Raw genomic sequence first — 23,709 nt, 5'->3', positions numbered from 1 at the left:
CGACCTACCCGTGGCCTTCGTCGGGCGTCGCGCCCCATTCGATGACCTGGACCAGGTTGCCGTCGGGGTCCGCGACGGTTCCGATCAGCCCGAAGGGCATCTGTTCGACCGGGCGCTCCCAGACGACGCCCTGACCCTTCAGGTGGGCTTCGATCGCGCGGCAGTCGCCGACGTCGAGGTTGAGGATGATCCGGTGCGGGTCGGCGGTCGGTCCCGAGACCTTGTCGTGCTCCTCGACGAAGACCTGGCAACCCCCGAAGACGAAGGCTCCCATGTCGTTCTCCTCGGGCGAGAAGCAACGGCGGTACCAGTCCTTCATCTCGTCCACGTTCGACGATCCGATCAGGATGCTGCCGAGGTTCGGTGCGCTCATGAGGTTCCTCCCTGTCTGGTGTTTCTGCGTGCCCCCGGGTCCAGGCCCGGCGGGTCGTACTGGCGATCAGCGGGGTTGACGTCGCGACCGGGAGCGACGATCTCGTCGATGCGGTCAAGCGTGGCGGCGTCGAGGCGTACGTCGGCGACCTCGAGCAGGCCCGCTAGTTGTTCGGGTGTGCGGGGGCCGATCAGCGCGGCGGAGATGTCGGGGTGGGCGAGGACGAAGCCGGTCGCGAGGCCGAGCAGCGAGATGCCGGCATCGGCCGCCACCTCCACGAGCGCCTCGACGGCGTCGTGTTTGGGGTTGTCGGCCCCCCAGTCGAAGTGGTCGGCCTCGCGCACCGCCCGCGACGTGGCATCGGGGTCGACGTCGCGTCGGTACTTGCCGGTGAGCCATCCGCCGTTGAGCGGAGACCAGACGATCGTGCCCATGCCGTGGCGACGACAGGTCGGCAGGACGTCGCGTTCGATGCCGCGCACGAGAATCGAGTACGGGGGTTGTTCGACGCGGGGAGGTACAGCCTTGCGTCGGTCGGCCACCCACTGGGCCTCGACGAGCCACTCCGCAGGGAAACACGACGTGCCGATCATGCGGATCTTGCCGGCCCGGACGAAGTCGTCGAGCGTGTCGAGGGTGTCGGTGAGGTCCGTCGTGTGGTCGATGCGGTGCAGGTGGTAGATGTCGAGATGGTCGGTGCGGAGCCGGCGCAGCGAGTCGTCGAGGGCCTTCGTCAACCAGCGGCGTGACCCACCTCGTGTGTTCACGTCGTCGCCCATCGGGTTGAACGCCTTGGACGACAACACCACGTCGTCGCGGCGGCCCTGCAGTGCGCGGCCGAGGATCTCCTCGCTGTGGCCGGCGTCGTAGACGTCGGCGGTGTCGAACAGGTTGATGCCGGCGTCGAGGGCGACATCGACCATCGCGTGGCACTGCGCCTCGTCGCTGTTGCCCCAGGCACCGAACATCATCGCCCCGAAACCGAAGGCGGACACCTTCACGCCGGTTCGTCCGAGGGGGCGGTACTCCATCAGCTCGCGTCCGGGATCTGGTCGGTGAACACCTTCGAGTCCCAGTAGTCCACGCGACGGGTGATCTCGCCGTCGACGACGTCGAACCACATCGTGCCGGGAACCGTCACGGGGTGTTCGCCCTTCCAGCGGGCGGTCATCTCGTAGGCGACGACGACGGTGGTCCCGTCGACGACGGTCTGTCGGACGTCGTAGTGCACTCCCGCCATGTCGGCGAGGAAGTTCGGAAGTCGGCGGCGGTACTCGTCGCCGCCGGTGAAGCCGTGGCCGAGAGCGGCGGTGTGGACGCTCTCGAAGTCCGCGCTGACGTGTCCGGCGATGGCCTCGGGGTTTCCGCTGTCGAACGACGCCATGTAGGAGGCGACGACACCGGCCGGGTCGGAGGTACTCAGGACCCCCACACCTCCTGGGCCTTCACGTAGACACCCTGGTCGTAGGAGAACTCGATGGTGTTCCCGTCGGGGTCCTTCACCATCGTGATGTATCCGATGGGACCTGGCATCTGGGTGGGTTCCATGCCGAGGCACCCGGCCGCGCGGGCCCGCTCGGCCATCTCGTCGATTGCCTCCCGGGACGTCAACTCGATGCCGAGGTGGGCGAATGGAGCCAGGATCTCCTGGGGGGCATCGGCGAACGGGTCGGTCTCCGGAAAGAACTGTGCGACGACGAGGATGAAGGGATTCTCGACCGTCTCGGGTTGACCGAGCCAGGCGCCGTGGCCCATCTCGTCGGTGCGCCGGTCCAGCAGCTCCAGCGGGGTGAACGTGGTGTACCAGTCGATCGTCGCGTCGATATCTCGGACCCGCAGGGCGATGTGGGTCCAGCGTGGCGCAGGGGGATGCGCCGCGTTCACCGGCTCCTCACTCACGTGTGAAGCCCTCGGGGATCGCTCCGTCGGCGCCGGGCTTGCCCCACAGGACACACGTGATGCCCCAGGGATCGGTGAAGGCGGCGTTGATGCCGTTGAACTCGGCCCAGTAGTGGTCCCGCCACTGGACGGTCGCGCCCAGCGCCACCGCCCTCTCGAGGATGGCGTCGATGCTGTCGTCGTCGCTCACGAGGATCCAGAAGCGGGTGGACCGGCCTTGGTCCGCGGTTGCGATGGTGCGTGGCTCGACTCCGGCCGGGTCCGGATGGGGGCGGGCGTTGGCGGCGTCGTAGATCCCCATGTGGAGGTTGCCGATGCCCGACGGCGACCCGTCCTCGAGTGGGAATTCCCCACCGGGGACGGCGCGGTGGAACACACCCTCGGGGCGGCCTTCCACCTCCCAGCCGAAGACCTCGGCGTAGAACCGGGCGGTGGCCGCCGGGTCCGGGCTCGGGAAGTCCACGAAGATCAGGGTGTTCGGCTTGGTCATGGGTCACCTTTCGTCAGCGGCCGCGACCCTAGCAGTGGTCTGATGGTCAGTCCAAGGGTCGTATCCGGGCGCGAACGGGCAGGTCAGACAGTGCGTAGTGGCCAGCGGGCGGTCACGGGTAGGCCCGCCCGTCGGGCGTGGTCTGCCGCTGCGGTGGCGAGGCGGTCCCGCAGCTCCGCACCGTCGACCGTCGTGCAGACGCCGTCGGCGACGACCGGTCGGCCGGCGACGATCACGTCGGACACGGAACGGCCGTCGGTCGCCCAGACGAGTTGGTTGACGACGTCGTCCGCGAGCGGGTTGAGCTCGATCCGGGTGCCGTCGTGGATCACCAGGTCGGCCTGCTTGCCCACTTCGATGGAGCCGATCTCGTCGGCCATCCCGATCGCGGCCGCGCCCCCGATGGTCGACATCTCGAACACCGCGTGGGCGGTCAGCGCGGCGGGGTCCCTCGCCACGTCCTTGGCGAGCCCCGCAACCACCGCCGCGGTGCGCAGCGGGTCGATCGCGTCGCCCGCGTTCTCGGCGTCACAGCCCAGGCCGACCCTGATGCCCCGGCGCAGCATCTCGACGTGACGCCCGGCTCCGGTCACGCCGCTGGCGAGTCGCAGGTACGCCCACGGGCAGTAGGCGACCGCGGAAGACGTGCGCTCCAGTACAGCGATCTCCTCATCGTCGAGGTGCACGGCATGGGCCAACAGGACATGGGGGCCGAGGGCCCCGAGCCGTTCGAGGTGTACGAGCGGACGCACCCCGTGGCGCTCGAGGTAGGAAGCGGCGTCGCGGTCGCTCGGGGAGATGTGGAACGTGAGCCCGACGCCCCGCTCCGCTGCCAGTGCGCTCGCCCGTGTCACGAGCTCGTCGCTCATGAGGTCGTGACCGACGAGCGTGACCCAACCCGTCACGAGGCCGCCCGGCGGGTTGGCGGCGAGCACCGCCTCCTGGCGTGCCAGCACCTCGTCGGGCGGCGCGGCGAACGGGGCGTCGTCGACGTCCCAGCCCCACGTTCCGATCGTCACGCGTGCGCCCACGGCCCGGGCGGCGGCTGCAACCCGGTCAGGATGGGCGACGGTGCCGGCCTCGATCGTCGTCGTGTACCCGTTGGCGACGGCCTCGGCGAGGCCTGCGAGTGCGGTCACCTCGTCGTCGTCGCCGGTGTGGTGGGCGTGGGCGGGCACCGCCCAGTCGAAGATCGCGACGTGTCCCTCGATGTCGTCGGGGATCGCGGAACGCAGGAGGCGGTCGCCGGTCAGGTGCTGGTGGCAGTTGACGTAGCCCGGCACGACGATCGCGTCCGGGCCACCGACCACCGGGGTGCCTGGGTGGCGCGCCGTGAGCTCACCGGCACCGCCGATGTCGCTGATCCGACCGTCGGTCACGGCGACAGCGGCGTCGACCAGTACCTCACGTGCCGGATCGACCGTGACGACCCGGTGTCCCACCACGAGGAGGTCGGGTTCAGGTACGGCATCGATCGCTCCCATGGACGCGGACACTAGCTGTACCGTTCAGTGCATGGACACGTTCGTCGACAGCCCCGTCCTCGCCGGTCACTGGTACGCGGTCGCGCGCAGCTCGGAGGTGTCGCCTGGCCCTGCCAAGGTCACGCTCCTCGGAAGCGACTACGTCGTGTGGCGCGACCCCGACGGGCAGCTCACCGCCGCCCCGGACCGCTGCCCCCACCGCGAGGCGCCGCTGTCCGCGGGGTGGGTCACCGACGGGTGTGTCGTGTGTCCCTATCACGGGTTCACGTTCGAGACCGGCGGCCGTTGCGTGCGGGTCCCGTCTTCGCCGGAGGGCTCGAAGATCCCGCCGAAGGCCCATCTTTCGACCGTTCACGTCACCGACCGCTACGGCCTCGTGTGGATCTGTCCCGGTGAGCCCACCGTCGGTATCCCCGACATCCCCCAGGAACTCGACGACTCCTACCGCCGGATCAACAACCCGGTCGAGGTCTGGCAGACGTCGGCCACGCGCATGGTCGACAACTTCCTCGACATCTCCCACTTCCCCTTCGTGCACACCGGCACGTTCGGCGAGGGGACCGAGACCGTCGTGCCGAAGATCGAGCTGGAGGAACTGCCCGACGGGTTCTACGGCTACGCCTACGACGTCACCGTCAACAACCCCCAGTCCGCGTCCGCCGCGTCGGCGGCGAAGGCCACCACGAAGGTTCTGACCCGTCACATGTCGTCGGGCTTCATCCTCCCCTTCGTGTGCCGTTCGACGATCCGCTACGAGACCGGCATGGACCACATCCTCCTGCTGCTGTCCACCCCGGTCGATGACGTCACCTCGTACTTCACGTTCGTCGTGTGGCGCAACGACGATTTCTCGGCGCCGGCCGACGAGATCGTCGCGTTCGACCGGGCGATCGGCGCCGAGGACAAGGCGATGCTCGAGCAACTCGACGGCGTGCTCCCCTTCGACCAGCAGGCGACGGTGTCGGTCCAGTCGGACAAGCCGTCGGTCGAATGGCGTCGCCGCTTCGTGAAGCTGTTGGCCGGGGACTGACGGAGCCCGGCTCAGGACGCGAGGAAGGCGTCCACTTCGGCCGACGTCGGCATCGAGGACCCCGCGCCCGGTCGTCCCACTGACAGCGCGGCGGCGGCGTTGGCCCTGGTGACGGCTGCCTCCAGCCGGCTCGTCCAGTCGGGCCCGGCGAGCGCCGCGGCGAGGTTGCCGACGAAGCAGTCACCTGCGCCGGTCGTGTCGACGACGTCGACGTCGTGCGCGCCGACCTCGAAGGTCGTGTCGCTCGTCACAACGACCACGCCGTGCGCTCCCAGGGTGACCACGACGGCGCGCGGACCTCGTTCCATCAGCCGTCGGGCCGACGCCACGACGCTGCCGGAGCCGCCCAGTGTCGCCACCTCGTGTTCGTTGACGACCAGGACGTCGACCGCGTCGAGCGAGGCGATCTCCCCGTCGGGAGCGGGAGCCGGGTTCAACACGGTGGTTGCCCCGGCGAGATGGGCCGCTGCCATCGTCGAGAGGGTCACCCCGAGTGGGATCTCGGCCTGACCGACGACGACGTCGTCGCCGCTCCAGGCACGGGCCGGTTCGCTCACCAGCGCATTGGCCCCCGGAACCACGACGACGGTGTTGTCACCGTCGGCGACGACGATGAGTGCTGTCCCCGTCGGTGCGGGGACCGTGACGATCAGCGCGGTGTCCACCCGTGCCCGCGCGAGCGTGTCGACCATGAACCGCCCGGCCGGGTCGTCGCCGACCGCCCCGACCATCGCCGTGGGGGCGCCCGCCCGTGCCGAGGCGAGGGCCTGGTTGGACCCCTTGCCGCCCGGGTGGTTCTCCAGGCCTGCGGCGAGGATCGTCTCGCCGGTCACCGGATGGTGGGGGGCGCCGGTCGCGACGATGTCGTAGTTGATGGACCCGACGACGACGATCACGGAGCCGACTCTAGGCCAGCAGCGAAGGGCGGGACCCGGTACTGTCCGGCCATGCGCTTCGGATTCAAGACCAGCCCGCAGATGACCACCTGGGACGACATGCTCGCCGTCTGGAAGGCGGCCGACGACATCGAGGTGTTCGAGTCCGGGTGGAACTTCGACCACTTCTACCCGATCTTCACCGACGACCCCCACGGTCCGTGCATGGAGGCCTGGGTCACCCTCACGGCGCTCGCCCAGGAGACGAGCCGTCTCCGCGTGGGCTGCATGGTCAACGGGATGGTCTACCGGCACCCGGCGGTCTTCGCGAACATGGCGGCCACGCTCGACATCACCAGCGGCGGCCGGCTCGAACTCGGTGTCGGCGCCGGCTGGAACGAGGAGGAGTGCGAGGCGTACGGGATCGATCTCGGCACGCTCACCGAGCGCTTCGACCGCTTCGAGGAGTCCCTCGCCGTGTTGACCGGTCTCTTCGAGAACGACACGACGGACTTCTCCGGGAAGTACTTCACCCTGAAGAACGCGGCACTGAACCCGAAGGGGCCCCAGACGCCGCACCCGCCCATCTGCATCGGCGGGGCGGGGGAGAAGCGGACCCTGCCGCTCGTTGCGAAGTACGCGCAGCACTGGAACTTCCCGGGGTTCGAGCCCGACGAGTTCGTCGCCACGCGTGAGGTCCTCCACGCACGTTGTGCGGACATCGGCCGTGATCCCAGCGAGATCATGACCTCCCAGCACCTCGTCTACACGGCCGACACGAGCGTCGGCGAGCTCGCGGAGAAGGCGCAGGCCCAGTCCGAGGTCGGACTGGACCTGTCGATCGTCTACCTCGCACCGCCGCACTCGCCGGCGGTACTCGAGCCGCTGGCCGAGGCGCTATCGCAGGTCGACTGACCGGCGTTGGCGCCCCGCAGTATCAGGACTCCCGCAGGCCCGCCTCGACGAGAAGCGGGCGGAGGACCTCGTCGAACTGGGCGAGGCCGGCCTCGTAGTCGACCCAGCTGATGGAGATTCCGTCGAGGCCCGCGTCGGAGAAGGCCTGCATTCCGTCGACGACCTGGTCGGCGGTCCCCACGAGCGGGATGGCGCCGTAGCCGGCGATCAGGTTGGCGGCCAGCGCCTCCCAGCCGTCGCCGAGCGCGCTCTGGGAGTTGGGGATCAGCACGTCGAGCAGGTTGCGGACGCCGTCCCAGTCGCCGACCTCGTTCACGTAGTGGTCGCGGTAGGCGACCGCTTCGGCTTCGGTGTCACGGCACACGATGTAGCCCTGCGCGAAGACCTGGATCTCACGGCCGTACTCCTCGCGTGCGAGCTTGCGGACCGAGGCGGCGATCTCGCCGGCCGACTCCACGTCGCCGGCGACGACGAAGTTCAGGTCGCAGTGCTTGGCTGCGAAGTGCTGGCCGCGTTCACTGTTGCCGGCGGACATGAGCACCGGGTACGGGGACTGCACCGGCTTCGGTTCCGAGTAGGCGTTGGGAACGGTGAAGTAGGGCCCTTCGTGGACGAAGTCGCCCTCGGTGGTCCACAGTTCCTTGCAGGTCGTGATCCAGTCGTCGGCGACGTCGTAGCGCTCGTCGTGTTCGCGCTGGGGGGCGCCGAACATCGAGATCTCCGTCTCGTTCCAGCCGGCGACCATGTTGAGGCAGAACCGACCGCCCGAGATGTGGTCGATGGTCGCCACCTCCTTGGCTGCCCGTACCGGGTGAACGGTGGGGATGTGGAAGGTGGCGAAGACGGCGATCTCCTCCGTCTTGGCTGCGAGGCCCGCCGCCCAGGTGAACGTGTCGAAGTTGCGGTGGTTGAAGTTGACCTTGCCGCCCATGCCACGCCAACGGGCGACGGGGATCATGGCTTCGATCCCGGCCTTCTCGGCGGCCTGGGCGATGCGGACCGATTCGTCCCACTCGGCCTTGAGCGACTCGGGCATGTCGGTCATGGAGCAGCCGTTGGAGCAGTTCACGCCGAACACGCCCAGCTTCAACTTGTTGGGGCTGCCCAGCAGCGGGTTCTGTGCGCGGTCGATCCGGTCGGTCATCGAGTGTTCCCCCTGGGGTACGAGTCGGACAGAGAGTAGGCCCCCGGCGCCGGTTGCGCGAAGTGGCGTAGGTCCTCAGCCGCCGAGGTCGACGCGTTCAGCGAAGGGCCGGCCAACGCGTCGACGGGGGGCGACCTGCGTGCCGTCCCCCGTCACGGCGTGGTCGGTCCCGCCTATTCCGGGGCGGGTGGGACGAGGACGGCGTCGTTGCCCTCTGTCCACCAGCCGGTGAGCGTGCGGTGCTTGATCCGCCACCCCGCATCGGTGCGGACCAGTTGGTCGGTGTAGATGCCGGCGACGATGAAGTTCGGGCCGCCCTCGGCCCCCTCGACGTGGTGCTGAGCCTGGAAGTAGCAGCCGGCGGTGGCCGTGTCGCCGTCGATCTCGGCCCAGTGGTTGCCGAGCAGGTGCTGGCTCTGGTCCAGCGGTGTCAACGCCCCGGAGCACACGCCCCTGATCGAGTCGACGCCGTTGCAGATGCCGATCCCGTCGTAGTCTGCGACACCGTCGGGGAGGAAGACGTCGTCGAGGCGGTCGAACTCCTTGGCGTCGAGTGCACGTGCGTACTCGATCTGGACGTCCTGGATCGCGATGCGGTCCAGGACGTACTGGATATCGGTCATCTGTTCCCCCTGTGCGGGTATGGGTACGGATCGGGTACGTGGCTCTCCGTGCGGCCACGTTCGCTCATGCGAACTCTTCGATGTCGAGACTCCCGGCATCGCGCTCGGCGCGCAGTGCCAGCTTGTCGACCTTGCCGACGCTGGTCTTGGGTAGCTCGTCCGCGAAGCTCCACCGTTCCGGGATCCACCACTTCGCGACCTTGTCGACCAGAAAGCCCCGGAGGTCCTCGGCGCTGACGGTCGTTCCCGGCCGGCGGACGACGACCGCGAGCGGCCGTTCCTCCCAGCGGTCGTCGGGGACGGCGATCACGCTGACCTCGTGGACGTCGGCGTGGGCCACCAGGACGTTCTCGAGTTCCACGGAGCTGATCCACTCTCCGCCGGATTTGATCACGTCCTTGGTCCGGTCGGTGAGGCGGACGTAGAACCGCTCGTCGATGACGCCGACGTCGCCGGTGCGTAGCCAGCCGTCGGCGGTGAAGGAATCGACGGCCGGGTTGTCGTGGTAGGCCCCCGTCACCCACGGCCCCCGTAGTTGCAGTTCGCCGACGGTCTCGCCGTCGTGGGGGAGTGGCGCGCCGTCGTCGCCGACGACGCGGACCTCCATGCCCGGCACCGGGCGTCCGCTCTTGGCCCGCCAGATGGCCTGTTCGGTGGTGGGTGTGTCCCTGGGAGGGGTCGACAGGCAACACATCGGGCTGGTCTCGGTCATGCCCCAGCCCTGCAGAACCGGCACCCCCCAGGTGTCACGGATCCGGTCGATCAGTGCGGGGGCGACGGCCGATCCCCCCGACACGATGACACGCAGGCTCGACATCTCCAGCGGGCTCTCCTCGTGCATCGCCAGCAGGTCGTTCAACAGCGTCGGTACGGCGGCGGTGAAGGTGATCCTCTCCTCGCCGACGAGGCGGCCGATGACCGGCGCCGAGAGGAACTCCCGGGGCATGACGAGGTCCGAGCCCGACATCCACGCCGCGTAGGGGAGACCCCACGCGTTCGCATGGAACATCGGGGGCAGCAGCAGGATCCGGTCTGCCTCGCAGATCCCGAACGTGTCGACGGCGCGGGTGGCCATCGAGTGGATGACGCTCGAGCGGTGGCTGTAGACGACGCCCTTGGGGTCGCCGGTCGTGCCGCTCGTGTAACAGACCGCCGCGGCCGACGTGTCGTCGAGGTCGGGCCATTCGGGAGCACCGTCGGCTGACGCCAGCAGATCCTCGTAGGCGATGACCTCGCGACCGATGACCGCCGGGTCGCCGTCGCCGATCATCACCACGTGCTCGATGTCGCCGAGGTCCACCTTCTCGAGCAGCGGAAGCAGTGAACCGTCGACGAGGAGAACCCGGTCGTCGGCGTGACGGATGATGTAGCTGACCTGGTCGGCGAAGAGCCTGATGTTGAGGGTGTGCATCACCGCACCCATGCACGGGACGGCCAGGTAGGCCTCCATGTGCTCGCGGTGGTTCCACGCGAAGGTGGCCACCCTGTCGCCGGGCACGACGCCGAGCCCGGCCAGGCCGACCGACAACCTCTCGGCCCGGTCCGCGATGTCCGCGAACCGGGCGGGGGTGACGGCGCCCCCGTCGAAGGTCGCGACCACGGAGTCGGGATGGACGGCGCGACCGTGACGGAAAACCAACTGCAGGTTGGTCGGGTGATCCATCATGGTCGCGCGCATCATCGGCCCCCCTGGCGTCGACGTCCCCCGGTCCGGGGGTTCAGGTCTTGGCGTTCCAGCCGCCGTCGACGGGGAAGGTGTGGCCGGTCAGGAACGCGGCGTCCTCGGAGTGCAGGAAAGCGACCATCGAGGCGACCTCGTGGGCCTCCCCGAGGCGGGGGATGATGTGGAACACCGAGAAGTCGATGTCCACGTCTCCCAGGATCGGTGTCTTGATGGTTCCCGGTGCGATGGCGTTGACACGGATTCCCTCAGGGCCGTACTGCTGCGCGACCTGCTGGGTGATACCGATCACGCCGCCCTTGGCCGCGGAGTAGGCGGTGAGGTCTGCGAGACCACGTAGCGCCGCCATCGACGAGATGTTGACGATGGAGCCCTTCCCGTTCTCGAGCATGTGGGGGAGAACGGTCTTCATCCCCAGCCAGGTGCCCGTGAGGTCCGTGTCGATCACCCAGTGCCAGTGCTCCTCGTCGAGCTCCACGGCGTTGTCGGGGCCCTTGGTGTTGACGATGCCGGCGATGTTGCAGAGGTAGTCGACCTTGCCGTGCTCGGACAGGGCCGTGTCGAGGAGCGTCTTCCACGTCGCTGACTGCGTGACGTCCATCTCGAGAGCGACGGCCTTCCCGCCGTTCTCGTTGATCTTTCGGGCTGTCGCCTCGTTGCCCTCGCCGTTGATGTCGCCGAGCGTGAGGACGACGCCTTCCTCGGCGAGTCTCATGGCGGTCGACTGACCGATGCCCGACGCCGCCCCCGTCACGATCGCGCTGCCGCCTTCGAGACCTCGCATGGTTCCCCCTGAGTTGTCGTTGTCCCCTGGCGCGGAGCCTAGCCACCCGGTTCGACGCGGGTCACATGCGGATTCATACGTCGAGCGTCCTCAGCGACCTGCGTGACCAGCGAACGTCGAGGCCTCCTCCAACAGGCGGGGTACGTCGGCCTCGAGGCTGCGGGCGTAGGGCGAATCGATCTTCCCGCCCGCCTGGAGCACCCAGGCACCCTCGACGATCGACGCCAGTCGCCACAGCGAGAACGCACAGAACCAGTCGAGGTGCTCGACCGACCGTCCGGTGGTGGTCGCCCAGCGGTCGGCGAGGTCCCGACGGTCGGGACGCGTGGTCGAGCGGCTGACGGCCTGGACGAACTCGAATCCCGCCGGCGACGGATCACGCGGGCCCCAGAAGGCCAGCACCAGGCCGACATCGGCCATCGGTTCGCCGATCGTCGAGAGCTCCCAGTCGATGACGGCCGCGAGTCGGGGCTCGTCGGGGGCGAACAGCGTGTTGTCGAGGTGGTAGTCGCCGTGCACGATCGCCGGAGCGGTCTGTGGGGGGACGGTGTCGGCGAACCAGGCTCCGAGCTGCTCTACGAGCGGAAGCTCGCGTGCCGCGGTCTCGGCGCGGATACCGCGCCAGCGTTCGATCTGACGGGCCACCCAGTTCTCGGGCCGACCGAAGTCGTCGAGGCCCGCCGCGCGCCAGTCCACGTTGTGGATGGCGGCGAGGGCGTCGACGAGTCCGGCTCCGATCGCGGCCAGCGCCGTGTCGCGGTCGCTGTAGGAGTCGGGCAGCGTGTCGGTGATGGACACACCGTCGATCGCTTCGACGAGGACGAACGGCGCGCCGATCACCGTCGCGTCCTCGCACAGCGCCACCGGTTCGGGCACCGGGGCCGAGCCGTGGACCGCCGACAGGACCCGGAACTCACGGGACACCCCGCGGGCGGCGGACGGCGAGATCGTGTCGGCCGGGGGGCGGCGAAGGACGAGACGACGACCCGAGTCCGTCTCGACGAGGCGGGTGACGTTCGAGTTCCCCCCGGCGAGCGGCTCGGCGAGGCGGGCGCCGGCGATGCCGGTGTGGGCTTCGACCCAGTCGGTGAATGCCTGTTCGCTCATCGTCCCCCGTTGCGCTTCGGTCGTGGTGGCGTTGTATCACCCCGCGTCGGATCGGCGCCGATGTGGAGGCGGCGCGTGCCGTGTGGCGGCGACGCCTGTTCAGTGGGCCCCGATCACCAATGAGGCCCCATGACCGCAAGGCGATCCAAGTGGTCGTGAAACTAGTTCTCGTGAGCATGTGCTAGAGTTCACCTATTGGCTGGTCGGACTTCGAAAGTCCCAGTTCGGATACCGGCCGTGTAGGGGAGAATCATGATGGTCGCACCCACTCCCGTCCCGCTTGCGAGCGATCGCAGACGTTGGCCTGCCCTGGTCGGTATCGCCCTCGTCGCGTTCCTCTCGTTGGTCGCCGCGGTGTTCGTCATCAGCCCGAACGGTGCCTCGGCGGACGAGGTCGCTTTCGAGCAGTGCAACGGCATCGGGGGCGGTGGCGGCCAGACCGTGGAATGCAACGTCGTGATCGTCAACACCCTCACCGACAATCCCGGCACGACTGGCTCGACGGTTTCGATCAACGGCGGGACGCCGGTCGCGTCATCCGACATCATCGTCTCGGTCAACCAGTGCAATGGTTCGGCCAACGGTGGAGGCTCGATCCTGGCCTGCACCGTCGACATCACCAACATCATCGCCATCGATGGGGCCGCCGGCGCCGGGCAGATCTCGGTGAACCAGTGCAACGCCAACCAACCCGACGGGCTCGGTACCGCCCCTGCCACGTGCGATCCGTCTCCCGCAACCACTTCCGGCGCGGTCGTCACCCAGTGCAACGACTCCGGCGATGGCGGCGGCCTCATCGAAACGTCGGGTTGTGATGCCTCCGGTACCTTCAGCGCCTCCCTGATCGTCCTGGTGAACCAGTGCAACGGTTCGGCCAACGGTGGAGGCTCGGCTGTCAACTGTTCGGTGACGATGGACACCATCGTCACCGATACCACGCCCACGCCCACGGCGACGGCCACGCCCACGGCGACGGCCGCGCCCACGGCGACGGCCGCGCCTGAGGGAACACCTTCTGAGGGCGAGGGCACGCCTCCGACTGGTGAGGGCACAACTCCTGCTGGTGAGGGCACAACTTCTGCTGGTGAGGGCACACCTCCCGACGTGACGACGCCACCGGGGGCTCCGGGCTTCACCGGGTAACCCGTTGCAATCCTGAACCGCCCCACCGGAGGCGCGGTGTGTGTGCCTCGGGGCCATTAGGTTGTGGCCACACACACACCTGACACAGGGGGAATCTCACATGGCTGGACGACTCGACGGCAAGGTCGCGGTGATCACCGGCGCCGCGAGCGGCATCGGCGAGGGGGCGGCGCGCCGCTTCGTGGCCGAAGGGGCCTCGGTCGCCATCGGCGACATCCAGGACGACAAGGGTGAGGCGCTGGCCGCCGAACTCGGTGACGCTGCGATCTATGTCCACTGCAACGTGACCGACGAGGACGACGTCGCCGGTCTGATCGACGCGGCCGTCGACTCGTTCGGCAAGCTCGACGTCACGTTCAACAACGCCGGCATCATCGGCGCGGTCGGACCCCTGGAGACCACGCCGGCCGACGAGTGGCTCCTCACGATGAACATCCTGCTCAATGGCGTCTTCTACGGCATCAAGCACTCGGCACGCGTGATGAAGCCCCAGGGCAGTGGGTCGATCATCTCGATGTCGTCCACTGCGGGCGTACTCGGGGGTCTCGGTCCGCACGCCTACACGGCGGCGAAGCACGGCGTGATCGGCCTGACGAAGGGCGCCGCCACCGAGCTGTGTCGCTTCGGTGTGCGCTGCAACTCGATCGGGGCGGCCTCCATGGCCACCCCGATGGTCGCCTTCGCCCTGACGGGAGATCCTTCGAAGCTCGAGGAGACCAGGGGCATGCTCGCCGAGGAGTCCCCGCTCATCGACCGCCCGGGCCTGCCCGACGACGTGGTCAACGCGGCGCTGTTCCTCGCCTCCGACGAGGCCGGCTACACCACCGGCCACAACTTCATGACCGATGCCGGCATCACGATCGGTGCCACGGCGGGTCCCCCGGGCTTCGCTGAGTACGCCCCGATCATCAAGGAAGCCGGCAAGACCGGAATGTGACTCCGGCGGCCGGCCGGGTCCGTCCCGGTCGGCCGTCAGCTCACCGGTGTGCCGCTGCGCTGGTCGAGGCGGACCGATCCGTCGTCGATGGTGAAGATCTCGACGACGCCGCCGTCGACCTCGACCTTCCACACGGTGAGGTCGGCCTCGTGGCGCCACAGGAGCTCTCCGTTCGTGGCGTCGAGCGCGTCCACCGCAGTGTGCCCATCGCGGACGAAGACGACCGAGGGCGACGCCGTGATGGGCACGTCGTCGGGGGTCGTCACCGGCTCGACGAGGTGGCTCCATGTGAGCTCACCTGATGTCGTGATGCCGTACGTGATGGTCTGGGCATCGCGGTTGTCCACGGCCAGCCGCCCGGTGACGACGACGGTGTCGCCGGCAACCGCCGGTGCCCACGACCCGATCGTCACGTCGAGGGCGAGGGGAACTTTCCACGTGACCTCACCGGTTGCCGTGTCCACCCCGTAGACGAGGGGTGGCGCGTAGTCGCCGTCGGCGTCGAACGACGTCGGGACGACGAGCAACGGTTCGGACGGCGCGAGGGTGTCGACGGCTGCCAATGGGCCGACTCCCTGGGTATCGGTCAGCAGGAGTGCCCACCGCCGGTCACCCGTCGCCGCGTCGAGAGCGACGAGGCTTCCCCGGTAGGAGGACGCGAACACCGTGCCGTCCACCGTCACCGGCGAGACGAACGCGGTCTCGCCGATGGGGGTTGCCCAGACCACACCACCGGTGCCCTCATCGATGGCTGTCACGACGCCGGAATCCGCTCCTCCGGAGATGATCCCGACCCGTCCGACGTAGACGGTGCCCGGCCCCGGGGGAGGGCCGGCGATCGTCCCGAAGGCGGGAGCTGACGCGAAGCCGGTGATGTCTCTGTCCACCGACACGTCCGGCGACTCGATCCCGGGGTCGGCGTCGCGCCCGCCGAGGACCTGGAACCCGTCGACGCAGGAGACGAAGAACGCCCCCGATGCCCCGTCGTCGGTGCAGCCGCGACGCGCCATGTCCATCACGTTCACGACGACCGGAGGGTCTGCGTCGAGCGAGATGTCCGCCTCGGCGTCGCCGACCACCAGCGGCGCCGAGGCCCGCATGACCGGCGGGCGACCGGGTTCGACGTCGAATTCGACGAGGTCGCGGTAGAGGCCGAGTTCGGCCGCGGTGAACGGTCGTTCCGGAGGGCCCGCGATCGCAACCGTCCAGTCGCCGACGGAGAACGCCAGTATCTGGATCGTCCCTCCGAAGACGGCGCCCATGCCGGGCTGGCCCGAGCGCAGCTCGACGACCGGGGTCGTGTCGCCGAAGAGGTCGTCGAAGGATCCGGTGGAGAGGTACACGTCACGGCGACAGCAGTCCCGCAGCCCCGTCGGCCAGATGCCGGCGCTGAGACGTACCTCCGCAACGGGGTCGTCGACCCCCGACGGATGGCGGAGTGTCACCCGGCTTCCGTCGAGGAGCGAGACCCGGGTCTCGGCGGTCCCGCCGGTGTCCACGGTGTCCACGAACAGTGTCAGCGCGTCCCGGACGGCGAAGAAGGGCTCGGCGGTCTCGCCGGCCGTCGGCGACGGGGTCGCGGTGGGAGCCGCCGGGTCGGCCGACTCCTCATCGTCGGCGCTGTCGTCGGCGTCGTCACCGCCCGCGTCGCCGCCGTCCGATGTCGCCGAGACGAGCGCGCCGATCCCGGCGACGAGGAGGATCCCGGCGACCCACGGCACCCAATTCGGAAGGCGCGTCCAGCGGTTGCCCGTCGGCTCCGGCTGTGTCGCCGGAACCGCCTCGGGCGCCGCGTCGGGCACGAAGACGTGGATCTCGGGCAGATCCCGTTGGTCGTCGTTCATTCCCGCACCTTCGTCACGGTCGCGACCGGCGGATGCCTGAGGCTGCGGTCACGGGACCCGGGCCGTCCCGGTCAGCTCGGGACGGCGCCCTCGAGTTCCGCCGGGACCACGATCTCTTCCCCGGCGAAGCGTGGCAGGACCTCTTCGGCGAAGAGTTTCATCGACGCCCTCACCTTGGCATCGGAGAGACCGCCGATCCGCATCCAGCAGAACACCTCCTGCTGGCCGATGTCGTCGCGTAGCTCGGCGAGCTTGGCGATCGCCTCGGCGGGTGTGCCCAACATGATGATTCCGCTGTCGTTGAGGGCGCGGATGTCCACCCCGCCCCTCTCCTCGAACTCGGCGGCGGTGTCGCGCATGAACTCGTAGCCCTTCGGGGCACTGGCACCCTTGGGGACGACGTCCATGACCAGGTCGAAGTACCAGTCGAGTGCCTCGGCCGGCCGGGCGAAGGCCTCCTCGGACGTCTCAGCCAGGTGCATCTGCCAGTTGAGCGGGAAGTTGAGACTCTCCGGGGTCCGCCCGTTTGCGATCAGCCGTTTCTTCGCGGCGAGAACGAAGCCCTTCAGCGTCGGGAGGTCCATGAGCGTCGGGGTGACCATGACGTTGAGGTCGTAGCGGTCGACGAGTTCGAATGTGGACGGCGAGATGGCCGCGATGGTGATCGGCGGGCGGGGCTGCTGCACGGGCCGCGGCGCTATCGACACGTCGTCGAGTTGGTACCACTTCCCCTGGTAGGAGAACCGCTCGTTCTCCCAGAGGCCGATGAGGACGTCGAGGGACTCCCTGAAGATCTCGCGGCTGTGCTGTTGCTTGTCCGCGAGGCCGAGGTTCCTGAACTCCATCGGCTGGTAACCCCGACCGACGCCCATGTCGAGGCGACCGCCGGAGATCACGTCCACCATCGCGTAGTCCTCGGCGGTGCGGACCGGGTTGTTGAACGGCAGGATCGCAACCGCCATCCCGATGCGCATCCGCTCGGTGATCTTCGCGACGGCCGCGGCGGCGACCGCGCCCGAGGGCATCGACCCGTACGGGCTGCCGTGGTGCTCGGCGAGCCAGACGGAGTCGAACCCGAGTTCTTCGGCGTACTCGATCTGCCCGAACATCTCGCTGTAGGCGCGCTGGTAGTCGCCGTCAGGAGACTCGAGAACGTAGAACAGACCGAATTTCACCCGTGGGGCCCTCCTGGTCGTGCGAACCCACCCGGAGGGTACGACAGCATGGCCGGGAGGCCCCAACCATGCTGTCGTGGTTCCTCGTCGATCCGGGGCCGCCCGGCGGCCGCCCCGTTCGTGATCAGTCCAGCCGTGATCAGTCCAGCCGTGATCAGCCCAGGTTGGCCCGCACGCGGGGCAGGACGTTCTCTGCGAGGTAGGCGAGACGGGCGGTGCCCGAGTCGATCGGCTCGCCCGGGAACTTCGCCCAGAAGTGCACGTCGACCACCTGGGGAAACTGCTGGAGCATGGCCGTGAGGTTCTCGACGGCCGCGTCGGCATCCCACAGTTCGTAGAGGCCGTTCTCGATGGCGCTCGGCGCGTCGGGGAACTGCGGGATCTGCTCCGGGGGCCCGAACGCTCCCCACTTGACGTACTCGTTGATCTGGTAGAGCACATGGTCGCCGACCTTGGCCGCCTCGGCCTCGGGATCCTCGGCCACGATCGCCCAGTTGCCGGCGCAGATCACCCCGGCGCGTCCCTCTGCCTCCAGCGCAGCGACGTACACGTCCTGGCCGATGCCGCCCGTCGACAGGAAACCGTCGCCGATCCGGGCCGCCCGCTGGATGGCCGGCTCCGCCATGCCGCCGATGAAGATCTTCGGGGTCACCTCCGGCACCGGCGTCACCGCCACGTCACCGACCTGGAACCGCTTGCCCGAGAAGTTGATCGGCTCACCGGTCCAGGCGCGCCGCAGGACCTCGACGCCCTCTTCGAGGAGGCTCGGTCGGTTCTTCAGGCTCCGGCCGAACTCGTCGAACTCGATCTGGCGGTAGCCGAGGCCCAGGCCGAGATCGAAACGTCCGCCGGTGAGCAGCGACAGGGTCGCAGCGTCCTCGGCGAGACGGACGGGGTCGTGCAGGGGCATCAACATCAGGTTGGTGCCGATGCGCATCGACCGGGTCCGCTCACCGATCGCCGCGGCGATGACGAGCGGGGACGGGGTGTAGCCGTCGGGGATGAAGTGGTGCTCGGTCAGCCAGACCGAGCCGAAGCCCTGGCCCTCGGCCCATGCGATCTGATCCAGGACCCCGCTGTAGAGGTCGCCGAACGGGATGGCCCAGGGGTCGGGGTTGCGCAGGTCGTACCAGATTCCGAAGTTGAGATCTCGTGCCATGTCGCTCAGCCCAGGCCGTTGATGAACGAGACGATCTCGGAGCGGTACTTGTCGGGCTCTTCCATGTGTGGCGCGTGGCCGCTGTCGGCGAACTCCACGCCGGTGCCGTTGGGTGCCATCTCGGCAGCCGCCCGGGTGATGCCCGGATCCACGACCGCGTCGTGCGCGCCGATGGTCACCAGGACCGGCGTCTGCAGCGAGGCCAGCATCTCGCGCTGGTCCAGCTCACCGAGTGAGCGCAGCGACGGGTCCGCCATAGGCGATGCCTTGAGCCCCTCGAGCCAGCAGAACGTCTTGACCTGTTCGGTGACCGACTCGTTGTGGAAGACGGCCCCGAAGTACAGGCCGTGCAGGAAGCTCGCACGGTCGTTGCGCAACGCATCGACGGTCTGCCCGACGATCTCGTCGGTGCCGCCGTGGGGGAAGCCGTCGGCCTGGGTGTAGCGGGGTGTGGCGCCACACGTGGAGATCACGCCGGCGCAGCGGTCGCCGAGCTTGGACGCCGCGTCCACGACGACGGCGCCACCGAGCGACCAGCCGTTGAGGACCACGCCGCTGAGACCGAGGTGGTCGACGAGGGCCACGATGTCGGAACCGAGCGCATCGATCGAGACGTCACGGAAGTCCTTGTCGGAGGACCCGCAGCAGCGGTGGTCGTACATGACGACCTCGTTGCCGTTGTCCAGCAGTGCGGGCAGCGTCGTGTCCCAGGTGCGGCAGCTCTCGCCCCAGCCGTGCGACAAGATGACCGGCCGCCCTTCGCCCGGATAGTGCTCGAAGTGGATCGCGCGATCGCCTTCGACGGCCAGCTTGCCCATGGTGTCCCCCCTGGAATGCGAATGTGTCGGTGCTGCCCTGAGTCTGCCATCCGGCCCGATCCGCTGCACATGCGTCCCGGCGGCTCTCGCAGAGCCGCCTTCGAATCGCGCGTCGTCGCGCGCGTATGGTGTGGCTGATCCGGCGGCGGGCGCCGTCAGGGAACCAGGGGGAAATCGAATGGCCGAAGAGGCACCACTGCTCGCGAACGAAGCGGACCACCCACAGGAGGTGGTCCACAGCGAAGGTGAGCGGCGCATCATCACGATGGACTCGGCGCGCTACGTCGACGCCCGCAACCGCGGCAACGACGTCGTCGTGGCCGCGAGCTACACCGGGGTGCTCCCGGCACGGCTGATGGCGCCGCACCGGCCGCGGGCGATCATCGGCCACGACGGCTCCGTCGGCTACGACGGCGCCGGTATCGCCGGCCTCTGGTACCTCGAGGCGCTGGGTATCCCGGCAGCCACCGCTTCAGGCGACTCGGCTGAGCTGGGCAACGGCCAGGACCAGTACGAAGAGGGCGTCATCAGCCGAGTCAACGTCTACGCGGAACGTGCCGGCGTCCACGAGGGGATGTCGGTGCGCGAAGCGGCGCTCATCCTCCTGCAGAACGATCCGAGCGGCGACATCGACGAGGGGACAAAGATCCGGCGCGAGGTCATGCACACCTCGCCGACGGGCCGCGAGCTCGTCGTCACCGATTCGATCGTGTTCGCCCTGCCCGGCGACGAGCGCAACGTTCTCGTGACCGCCGGTCATACGGGTCGCAGCGGCGCCACCTTCCTGCGCGAGGTCTCGCCCCACGGATTCGTGTGCTCCGACGGCGGCATGTCCAAGAACCGGGCCGGCGTCTCGGGTCTCGACATCATCGAGGGCGAGCTTGCCGGCGGATCCTTCGACGCGTGGACCGCACCGGTCGGCGACGCGTTCAAGGCCTACTCCCAGGGCAAGATCAGCGCCTGCAACCAGATGGCCCGTGACCGCGGCGTCGAGGTCGGCCAGCCGGTCGCCGAGGCGGCGATGGCGCTGCTGCTGTTCGAGGAGTCGTGACCGACACCCTCGAGAGGGTCGAGCGCCCGCTCACCGGTGAGTTCTGGGCGGCGGTCGACCGCGGTGAACTCGTGCGTCCCGTCTGTGGCGCATGCGGGAGCTCTTTCTTCGTCCCCCAGATCGCCTGTCCGCACTGTCAGAGCACCGACTGGACCTACCAGCCGAGCTCGGGACGCGGCGTCGTCTACAGCCATTCGGTCGTGCACCGCCCGCCCGACGAGGCGTTCGAGGCCCCCTACGTCATCGCGATCGTCGACGTCGCCGAGGGATGGCACCTCATGACCTGGATCGTCGACGTCGATCCGTCCGAGGTCGTCATCGGCATGGAGGTCGAGGTCCGCTTCGTCACCGGCCCCGACGGCGCACGGCTCCCCGCGTTCGCACCTTCCGCCCCATCAGTCTCCGAGTCCCCCGAGGAGGACACCCGATGAACGTCGGTCTCGCCTTCACCCGCAATGCCGCCCGCACGCCCGACGCCCCGGCGCTGATCGGCGTCGGCGCCGACGAGAACGGCGAGGGCGGCCACGACGTCACCTACGCCGAGCTCGACGAGCGCACCAACCGACTCGCCAACGCGCTGATCTCTGAGCGCGGGATCGAGCCGGGCGACCGCGTCGCCCTGCTCATCGCCAACCGGCCCGAGGTCGTCGAGGTGCTCGGCGGCGTCACCAAGGCCGGCGCCGTCTACGTCGGGTTGAACTTCCGCCTCGGCGACGTCGAGATGTCCCAGGTGTTCGAGAACGCGGAACCGTCGCTGGTTCTGTGTGACACCGAACACTTGGAGGCCGCGAACAAGGTGGGCGCCGAACACGACGTGCCGGTTCTCGACATCGACACCGCGGCGTACGCCGATCTGGTCGCCGCCAGCTCTCCGCTGGCACCGCCGACACTGCACACCACCCGCCACACCGACGACTTCTGCATCGTCTACACCAGCGGCACCACCGGGCGACCCAAGGGGGTCCTCTTCGATCACGCGCGGTCACTGCAGCACGCGACGGTCGCCTGCCTCGAGTACCAGATCGACGCCGACAGCCGCTACCTGATCCAGATCCCGCACAACTCGTCGGTGAACATAACGATCGTCCCGTGCCTGATGATCGGCGCCTCGATGGCGTTCCGGGACAGCCGCAGCTTCGAGCCCGTCGGGTACGCGAAGGCGGTCGACCACCTCGGGATCACCCACTCGTTCCTGGTGCCGACCCAGCTGATGCGCCTGCTCGACCGGCTGCCCCGCACCGACGACCATCTCCTGTCCGGGCTCGTCACGCTCGGCTACGGCTCGTCGCCGATCTCCCCCGAACGCCTCGGCGAGCTCGTCGACCGGTACGGGGCGATCTTCAACCAGCTCTACGGGATGGCCGAGATCGCGTCGATCGGGACCATCCTGCGCAAGGAGGACCACGTCAAGGGGCTCAGCGAGCGCCGCGAGCTCCTCGGGTCCTGCGGCCAGCCGTCGTACGCGGTGGATGTACGCGTGGTGGACGAGGACGGCGACGACGTCGCCCAGGGTGAACGCGGCGAGGTCATCTTCGGTGGCCCCCACGTCATGAAGGGCTACTACCGGGATCCCGAGCGGACCGGCGAGGCCCTCATCGACGGCTGGATGCACTCCGGCGACGTCGCCGAGGTGGACGCCGAGGGCTTCATCTACATCGTCGACCGCATCAAGAACCTCATCATCCGCGGTGGCCTCAACATCGCACCGACCGAGATCGAGAACGTCCTGTACCGCCACCCCGCGGTACTGGAGGCGTCGGTCATCGGGATTCCCGACCCCGAGTGGGGCGAGGCGATCCTCGCCGCCGTGTCGCTCAAGGACGGCGCCGAGGCGACTGCTGAGGAGCTCATCGGCTGGTGCAAGGAGTCCGAGCTGACGTCGATCAAGGTTCCCGAGCGCGTCGAGTTCCTCGACGAGTTGCCGAAGAACGCGGTCGGCAAGATCGAGAAGAAGACGCTGAAGGACGCCTACTGGGGTGAAGGGCGTCGGGTCTGACGTGACCGATCACCCGCTGCAGTCCATCGCCATCGCGGGGATGGCGACCACCGAGCAGGCCAAGTCCATCGAGATGGGGACCGGCGAGATCTGCCTGCATGCCGCGCTCGCCGCACTGGCCGACGCCGGCATGACCGTCGCCGATGTGGACGGCATCGTCGCCCGCTGGCCCGGTCCGGGCGGCACCGTGTTCGAGCCGGGCGCATGGGACTGGACCAACGTGTTCGGACAGGGCGCCCGCTGGATCGGCGACACCTATCCCCAGGGGATCCCCGGGCTGCTCGACGCAGCGGGCGCGATCCTCGCCGGGCAGTGCGAGGTGGCCGTGGTGTTCGGCGGCCAGGCAGGTATCCGGTCCGGGCGTGCCGTCGCCGGCTACACCCGACCCGACAACGAGTTCGTGTCGATCTGGGGTTCGCTGACCCAGGCGCAGTTCGGCCTCGTCGCACAGGTCTACCTCGACCGCTTCGATCCCGACCGAACCGCGATGGCCGACATCGCGGCCACCATCCGCAACCACGGTTCGGCCAACCCCGACGCCGTCATGACGGGCCGGGGGCCCTTCAGCGCCGCCGACGTTCTCGCCTCACCGCTGATCGCTGAGCCCTTCCACCTGCTGGACCTGTGTCTCGCATCGGAGGGCGCCGCGGCGATCGTCGTGACGAGCCTCGAGCGGGCGCGGGACTGCCCGAACCCGCCTGCGGTCGTGCTCGGCGGTGGCGCCGACTGGTACCGCCAGCAGTACGTGAACCCGCCGCGCTACGACGAGATCAACACCGTGGGGGCCGATGCATATGGCCGGACGTTCGCCATGGCCGGCATGACGGCGGCCGACGTGGACGTCTTCGAGCTCTACGACATCAACACCTACGAGGTCGTCCGCCAGTTCGAGATGCTCGGGCTGTGCGGCGAGGGCGAGGGGGTGGACTACGTGGCCGAGGCCGGGATCGGTCTCGACGGTCGTCACCCGACCAACACCGATGGCGGCCTCATGAGCTACAGCCACATCGGCTGGGGCGGACCGACGCTCAAGCTCGTCGAGGCGGTGCGCCAGATCCGCGGCATCGCGGGTCCTGGTCAGGTGCCGGGCGCCGAGACCGTGTTCGCGAGCGGTGCGGGATCGGGTGCGCAGTACCACAACGCTGTTCTGCTGGGCGCCGACCGGCGCTGAGCATCCATCA

At 68.7% G+C, this 23,709-nt stretch carries 24 protein-coding genes; 8 read left to right on the top strand and 16 right to left on the bottom strand.

All coding sequences use genetic code 11. The annotated features are described in order from the left end of the window. Positions 1-4: 4 nt before the first annotated feature. The 6 genes from RIE08_13035 to RIE08_13010 form a co-directional block, all read right to left on the bottom strand. Complete coding sequence (locus RIE08_13035; GenBank protein ID MEQ8718529.1) at positions 5-373, bottom strand: hypothetical protein; 369 nt, start codon at positions 371-373, stop codon at positions 5-7. Next, the gene (locus tag RIE08_13030) at positions 370-1,374 is read right to left on the bottom strand and encodes an aldo/keto reductase (GenBank protein ID MEQ8718528.1); all 1,005 of its coding nucleotides are present in this window, start codon (positions 1,372-1,374) and stop codon (positions 370-372) included. The genes RIE08_13035 and RIE08_13030 overlap by 4 nt, the downstream gene beginning before the upstream one ends. Positions 1,375-1,403: 29 nt before the next feature. Beyond that, on the bottom strand, positions 1,404-1,805 hold the full coding sequence (locus RIE08_13025; protein MEQ8718527.1) for a nuclear transport factor 2 family protein: 402 nt from the start codon (positions 1,803-1,805) through the stop codon (positions 1,404-1,406). Then, on the bottom strand, positions 1,793-2,272 hold the full coding sequence (locus tag RIE08_13020; GenBank protein ID MEQ8718526.1) for a VOC family protein: 480 nt from the start codon (positions 2,270-2,272) through the stop codon (positions 1,793-1,795). Before RIE08_13020 ends, RIE08_13025 begins: the two co-directional genes overlap by 13 nt. Further along, the gene (locus RIE08_13015) at positions 2,265-2,762 is read right to left on the bottom strand and encodes a VOC family protein (protein MEQ8718525.1); all 498 of its coding nucleotides are present in this window, start codon (positions 2,760-2,762) and stop codon (positions 2,265-2,267) included. Before RIE08_13015 ends, RIE08_13020 begins: the two co-directional genes overlap by 8 nt. Before the next feature lie 83 nt (positions 2,763-2,845). Beyond that, positions 2,846-4,246 (bottom strand): amidohydrolase family protein, encoded by a 1,401-nt coding sequence (locus RIE08_13010; protein MEQ8718524.1) that lies wholly within the window; start codon positions 4,244-4,246, stop codon positions 2,846-2,848. 31 nt (positions 4,247-4,277) lie between these two features. On the opposite strand from RIE08_13010, the gene RIE08_13005 reads away from it, so the two are divergent. After that, a complete protein-coding gene (locus RIE08_13005) occupies positions 4,278-5,276 on the top strand; it encodes an aromatic ring-hydroxylating dioxygenase subunit alpha (GenBank protein MEQ8718523.1) in 999 nt (332 codons plus the stop codon). An 11-nt stretch (positions 5,277-5,287) separates the two neighbouring features. On the opposite strand, the gene RIE08_13000 is transcribed toward RIE08_13005, so the two are convergent. Then, entirely contained in the window at positions 5,288-6,172 is an 885-nt protein-coding gene (locus RIE08_13000) for a ribokinase (GenBank protein ID MEQ8718522.1), read from the bottom strand. A 51-nt stretch (positions 6,173-6,223) separates the two neighbouring features. Here RIE08_13000 and RIE08_12995 point away from each other — a divergent pair, with 51 nt between their 5' ends. Then, positions 6,224-7,066 (top strand): LLM class F420-dependent oxidoreductase, encoded by an 843-nt coding sequence (locus RIE08_12995; protein MEQ8718521.1) that lies wholly within the window; start codon positions 6,224-6,226, stop codon positions 7,064-7,066. Positions 7,067-7,088: 22 nt separating this feature from the next. Here the strand turns inward: RIE08_12995 and RIE08_12990 are convergent, their stop codons facing one another. The 5 genes from RIE08_12990 to RIE08_12970 all read right to left on the bottom strand — a co-directional run bounded on the left by RIE08_12990 (position 7,089) and on the right by RIE08_12970 (position 12,405). Next, positions 7,089-8,210: an LLM class flavin-dependent oxidoreductase gene (locus RIE08_12990; GenBank protein MEQ8718520.1), complete on the bottom strand. Its 1,122-nt coding sequence runs from the start codon at positions 8,208-8,210 to the stop codon at positions 7,089-7,091. 173 nt (positions 8,211-8,383) lie between these two features. After that, positions 8,384-8,833 carry a nuclear transport factor 2 family protein gene (locus RIE08_12985; GenBank protein ID MEQ8718519.1) on the bottom strand — a complete coding sequence of 150 codons (450 nt, stop codon included), beginning with the start codon at positions 8,831-8,833 and terminating at the stop codon, positions 8,384-8,386. A 64-nt stretch (positions 8,834-8,897) separates the two neighbouring features. Next, positions 8,898-10,514, bottom strand: a complete 1,617-nt coding sequence (locus RIE08_12980) for a long-chain fatty acid--CoA ligase (protein MEQ8718518.1) — start codon at positions 10,512-10,514, stop codon at positions 8,898-8,900. 37 nt (positions 10,515-10,551) lie between these two features. Beyond that, positions 10,552-11,298: an SDR family NAD(P)-dependent oxidoreductase gene (locus tag RIE08_12975; GenBank protein ID MEQ8718517.1), complete on the bottom strand. Its 747-nt coding sequence runs from the start codon at positions 11,296-11,298 to the stop codon at positions 10,552-10,554. Positions 11,299-11,388: 90 nt separating this feature from the next. After that, a complete protein-coding gene (locus RIE08_12970) occupies positions 11,389-12,405 on the bottom strand; it encodes a phosphotransferase family protein (GenBank protein MEQ8718516.1) in 1,017 nt (338 codons plus the stop codon). Positions 12,406-12,657: 252 nt separating this feature from the next. Here RIE08_12970 and RIE08_12965 point away from each other — a divergent pair, with 252 nt between their 5' ends. Beyond that, the gene (locus RIE08_12965; GenBank protein MEQ8718515.1) at positions 12,658-13,548 is read left to right on the top strand and encodes a hypothetical protein; all 891 of its coding nucleotides are present in this window, start codon (positions 12,658-12,660) and stop codon (positions 13,546-13,548) included. Positions 13,549-13,648: 100 nt separating this feature from the next. Next, positions 13,649-14,485, top strand: a complete 837-nt coding sequence (locus RIE08_12960; protein MEQ8718514.1) for an SDR family oxidoreductase — start codon at positions 13,649-13,651, stop codon at positions 14,483-14,485. A 35-nt stretch (positions 14,486-14,520) separates the two neighbouring features. Here the strand turns inward: RIE08_12960 and RIE08_12955 are convergent, their stop codons facing one another. The 4 genes from RIE08_12955 to RIE08_12940 all read right to left on the bottom strand — a co-directional run bounded on the left by RIE08_12955 (position 14,521) and on the right by RIE08_12940 (position 19,481). Further along, complete coding sequence (locus RIE08_12955; protein ID MEQ8718513.1) at positions 14,521-16,329, bottom strand: PQQ-binding-like beta-propeller repeat protein; 1,809 nt, start codon at positions 16,327-16,329, stop codon at positions 14,521-14,523. Between the two features lie 71 nt (positions 16,330-16,400). Continuing rightward, the gene (locus RIE08_12950; protein MEQ8718512.1) at positions 16,401-17,504 is read right to left on the bottom strand and encodes an LLM class flavin-dependent oxidoreductase; all 1,104 of its coding nucleotides are present in this window, start codon (positions 17,502-17,504) and stop codon (positions 16,401-16,403) included. A gap of 154 nt (positions 17,505-17,658) precedes the next feature. Then, on the bottom strand, positions 17,659-18,663 hold the full coding sequence (locus RIE08_12945; GenBank protein ID MEQ8718511.1) for an LLM class flavin-dependent oxidoreductase: 1,005 nt from the start codon (positions 18,661-18,663) through the stop codon (positions 17,659-17,661). Positions 18,664-18,668: 5 nt separating this feature from the next. Beyond that, on the bottom strand, positions 18,669-19,481 hold the full coding sequence (locus RIE08_12940; GenBank protein MEQ8718510.1) for an alpha/beta hydrolase: 813 nt from the start codon (positions 19,479-19,481) through the stop codon (positions 18,669-18,671). A gap of 178 nt (positions 19,482-19,659) precedes the next feature. On the opposite strand from RIE08_12940, the gene RIE08_12935 reads away from it, so the two are divergent. Genes RIE08_12935 through RIE08_12920 form a run of 4 tightly spaced genes read left to right on the top strand, consistent with a single transcriptional unit; the run spans position 19,660 to position 23,699 of the window. Continuing rightward, positions 19,660-20,532, top strand: a complete 873-nt coding sequence (locus RIE08_12935; GenBank protein MEQ8718509.1) for a hypothetical protein — start codon at positions 19,660-19,662, stop codon at positions 20,530-20,532. Further along, on the top strand, positions 20,529-20,963 hold the full coding sequence (locus RIE08_12930) for a Zn-ribbon domain-containing OB-fold protein (GenBank protein MEQ8718508.1): 435 nt from the start codon (positions 20,529-20,531) through the stop codon (positions 20,961-20,963). Before RIE08_12935 ends, RIE08_12930 begins: the two co-directional genes overlap by 4 nt. Next, a complete protein-coding gene (locus tag RIE08_12925) occupies positions 20,960-22,528 on the top strand; it encodes an AMP-binding protein (GenBank protein ID MEQ8718507.1) in 1,569 nt (522 codons plus the stop codon). Before RIE08_12930 ends, RIE08_12925 begins: the two co-directional genes overlap by 4 nt. 1 nt (position 22,529) lies before the next feature. Next, on the top strand, positions 22,530-23,699 hold the full coding sequence (locus tag RIE08_12920) for a thiolase family protein (GenBank protein ID MEQ8718506.1): 1,170 nt from the start codon (positions 22,530-22,532) through the stop codon (positions 23,697-23,699). Positions 23,700-23,709: the final 10 nt, after the last annotated feature.

The organism is Acidimicrobiales bacterium (genome assembly GCA_040219085.1).
GTDB lineage: Bacteria > Actinomycetota > Acidimicrobiia > Acidimicrobiales > JAVJTC01 > JAVJTC01.
Note: the sequence above shows the minus strand (reverse complement) of the source record. Positions and strands in the feature narration are given on the sequence as shown.

Bases quoted from the DNA above. Each gene is read 5' to 3' on its own strand.
- RIE08_13035 (MEQ8718529.1), bottom strand. From the start codon at position 373: ATGAGCGCACCGAACCTCGGCAGCATCCTGATCGGATCGTCGAACGTG.
- RIE08_13015 (MEQ8718525.1), bottom strand. From the start codon at position 2,762: ATGACCAAGCCGAACACCCTGATCTTCGTGGACTTCCCGAGCCCGGAC.
- RIE08_13010 (MEQ8718524.1), bottom strand. From the start codon at position 4,246: ATGGGAGCGATCGATGCCGTACCTGAACCCGACCTCCTCGTGGTGGGA.
- RIE08_13005 (MEQ8718523.1), top strand. From the start codon at position 4,278: ATGGACACGTTCGTCGACAGCCCCGTCCTCGCCGGTCACTGGTACGCG.
- RIE08_12995 (MEQ8718521.1), top strand. From the start codon at position 6,224: ATGCGCTTCGGATTCAAGACCAGCCCGCAGATGACCACCTGGGACGAC.
- RIE08_12990 (MEQ8718520.1), bottom strand. From the start codon at position 8,210: ATGACCGACCGGATCGACCGCGCACAGAACCCGCTGCTGGGCAGCCCC.
- RIE08_12985 (MEQ8718519.1), bottom strand. From the start codon at position 8,833: ATGACCGATATCCAGTACGTCCTGGACCGCATCGCGATCCAGGACGTC.
- RIE08_12980 (MEQ8718518.1), bottom strand. From the start codon at position 10,514: ATGATGCGCGCGACCATGATGGATCACCCGACCAACCTGCAGTTGGTT.
- RIE08_12975 (MEQ8718517.1), bottom strand. From the start codon at position 11,298: ATGCGAGGTCTCGAAGGCGGCAGCGCGATCGTGACGGGGGCGGCGTCG.
- RIE08_12970 (MEQ8718516.1), bottom strand. From the start codon at position 12,405: ATGAGCGAACAGGCATTCACCGACTGGGTCGAAGCCCACACCGGCATC.
- RIE08_12965 (MEQ8718515.1), top strand. From the start codon at position 12,658: ATGATGGTCGCACCCACTCCCGTCCCGCTTGCGAGCGATCGCAGACGT.
- RIE08_12960 (MEQ8718514.1), top strand. From the start codon at position 13,649: ATGGCTGGACGACTCGACGGCAAGGTCGCGGTGATCACCGGCGCCGCG.
- RIE08_12955 (MEQ8718513.1), bottom strand. From the start codon at position 16,329: ATGAACGACGACCAACGGGATCTGCCCGAGATCCACGTCTTCGTGCCC.
- RIE08_12945 (MEQ8718511.1), bottom strand. From the start codon at position 18,663: ATGGCACGAGATCTCAACTTCGGAATCTGGTACGACCTGCGCAACCCC.
- RIE08_12940 (MEQ8718510.1), bottom strand. From the start codon at position 19,481: ATGGGCAAGCTGGCCGTCGAAGGCGATCGCGCGATCCACTTCGAGCAC.
- RIE08_12935 (MEQ8718509.1), top strand. From the start codon at position 19,660: ATGGCCGAAGAGGCACCACTGCTCGCGAACGAAGCGGACCACCCACAG.
- RIE08_12925 (MEQ8718507.1), top strand. From the start codon at position 20,960: ATGAACGTCGGTCTCGCCTTCACCCGCAATGCCGCCCGCACGCCCGAC.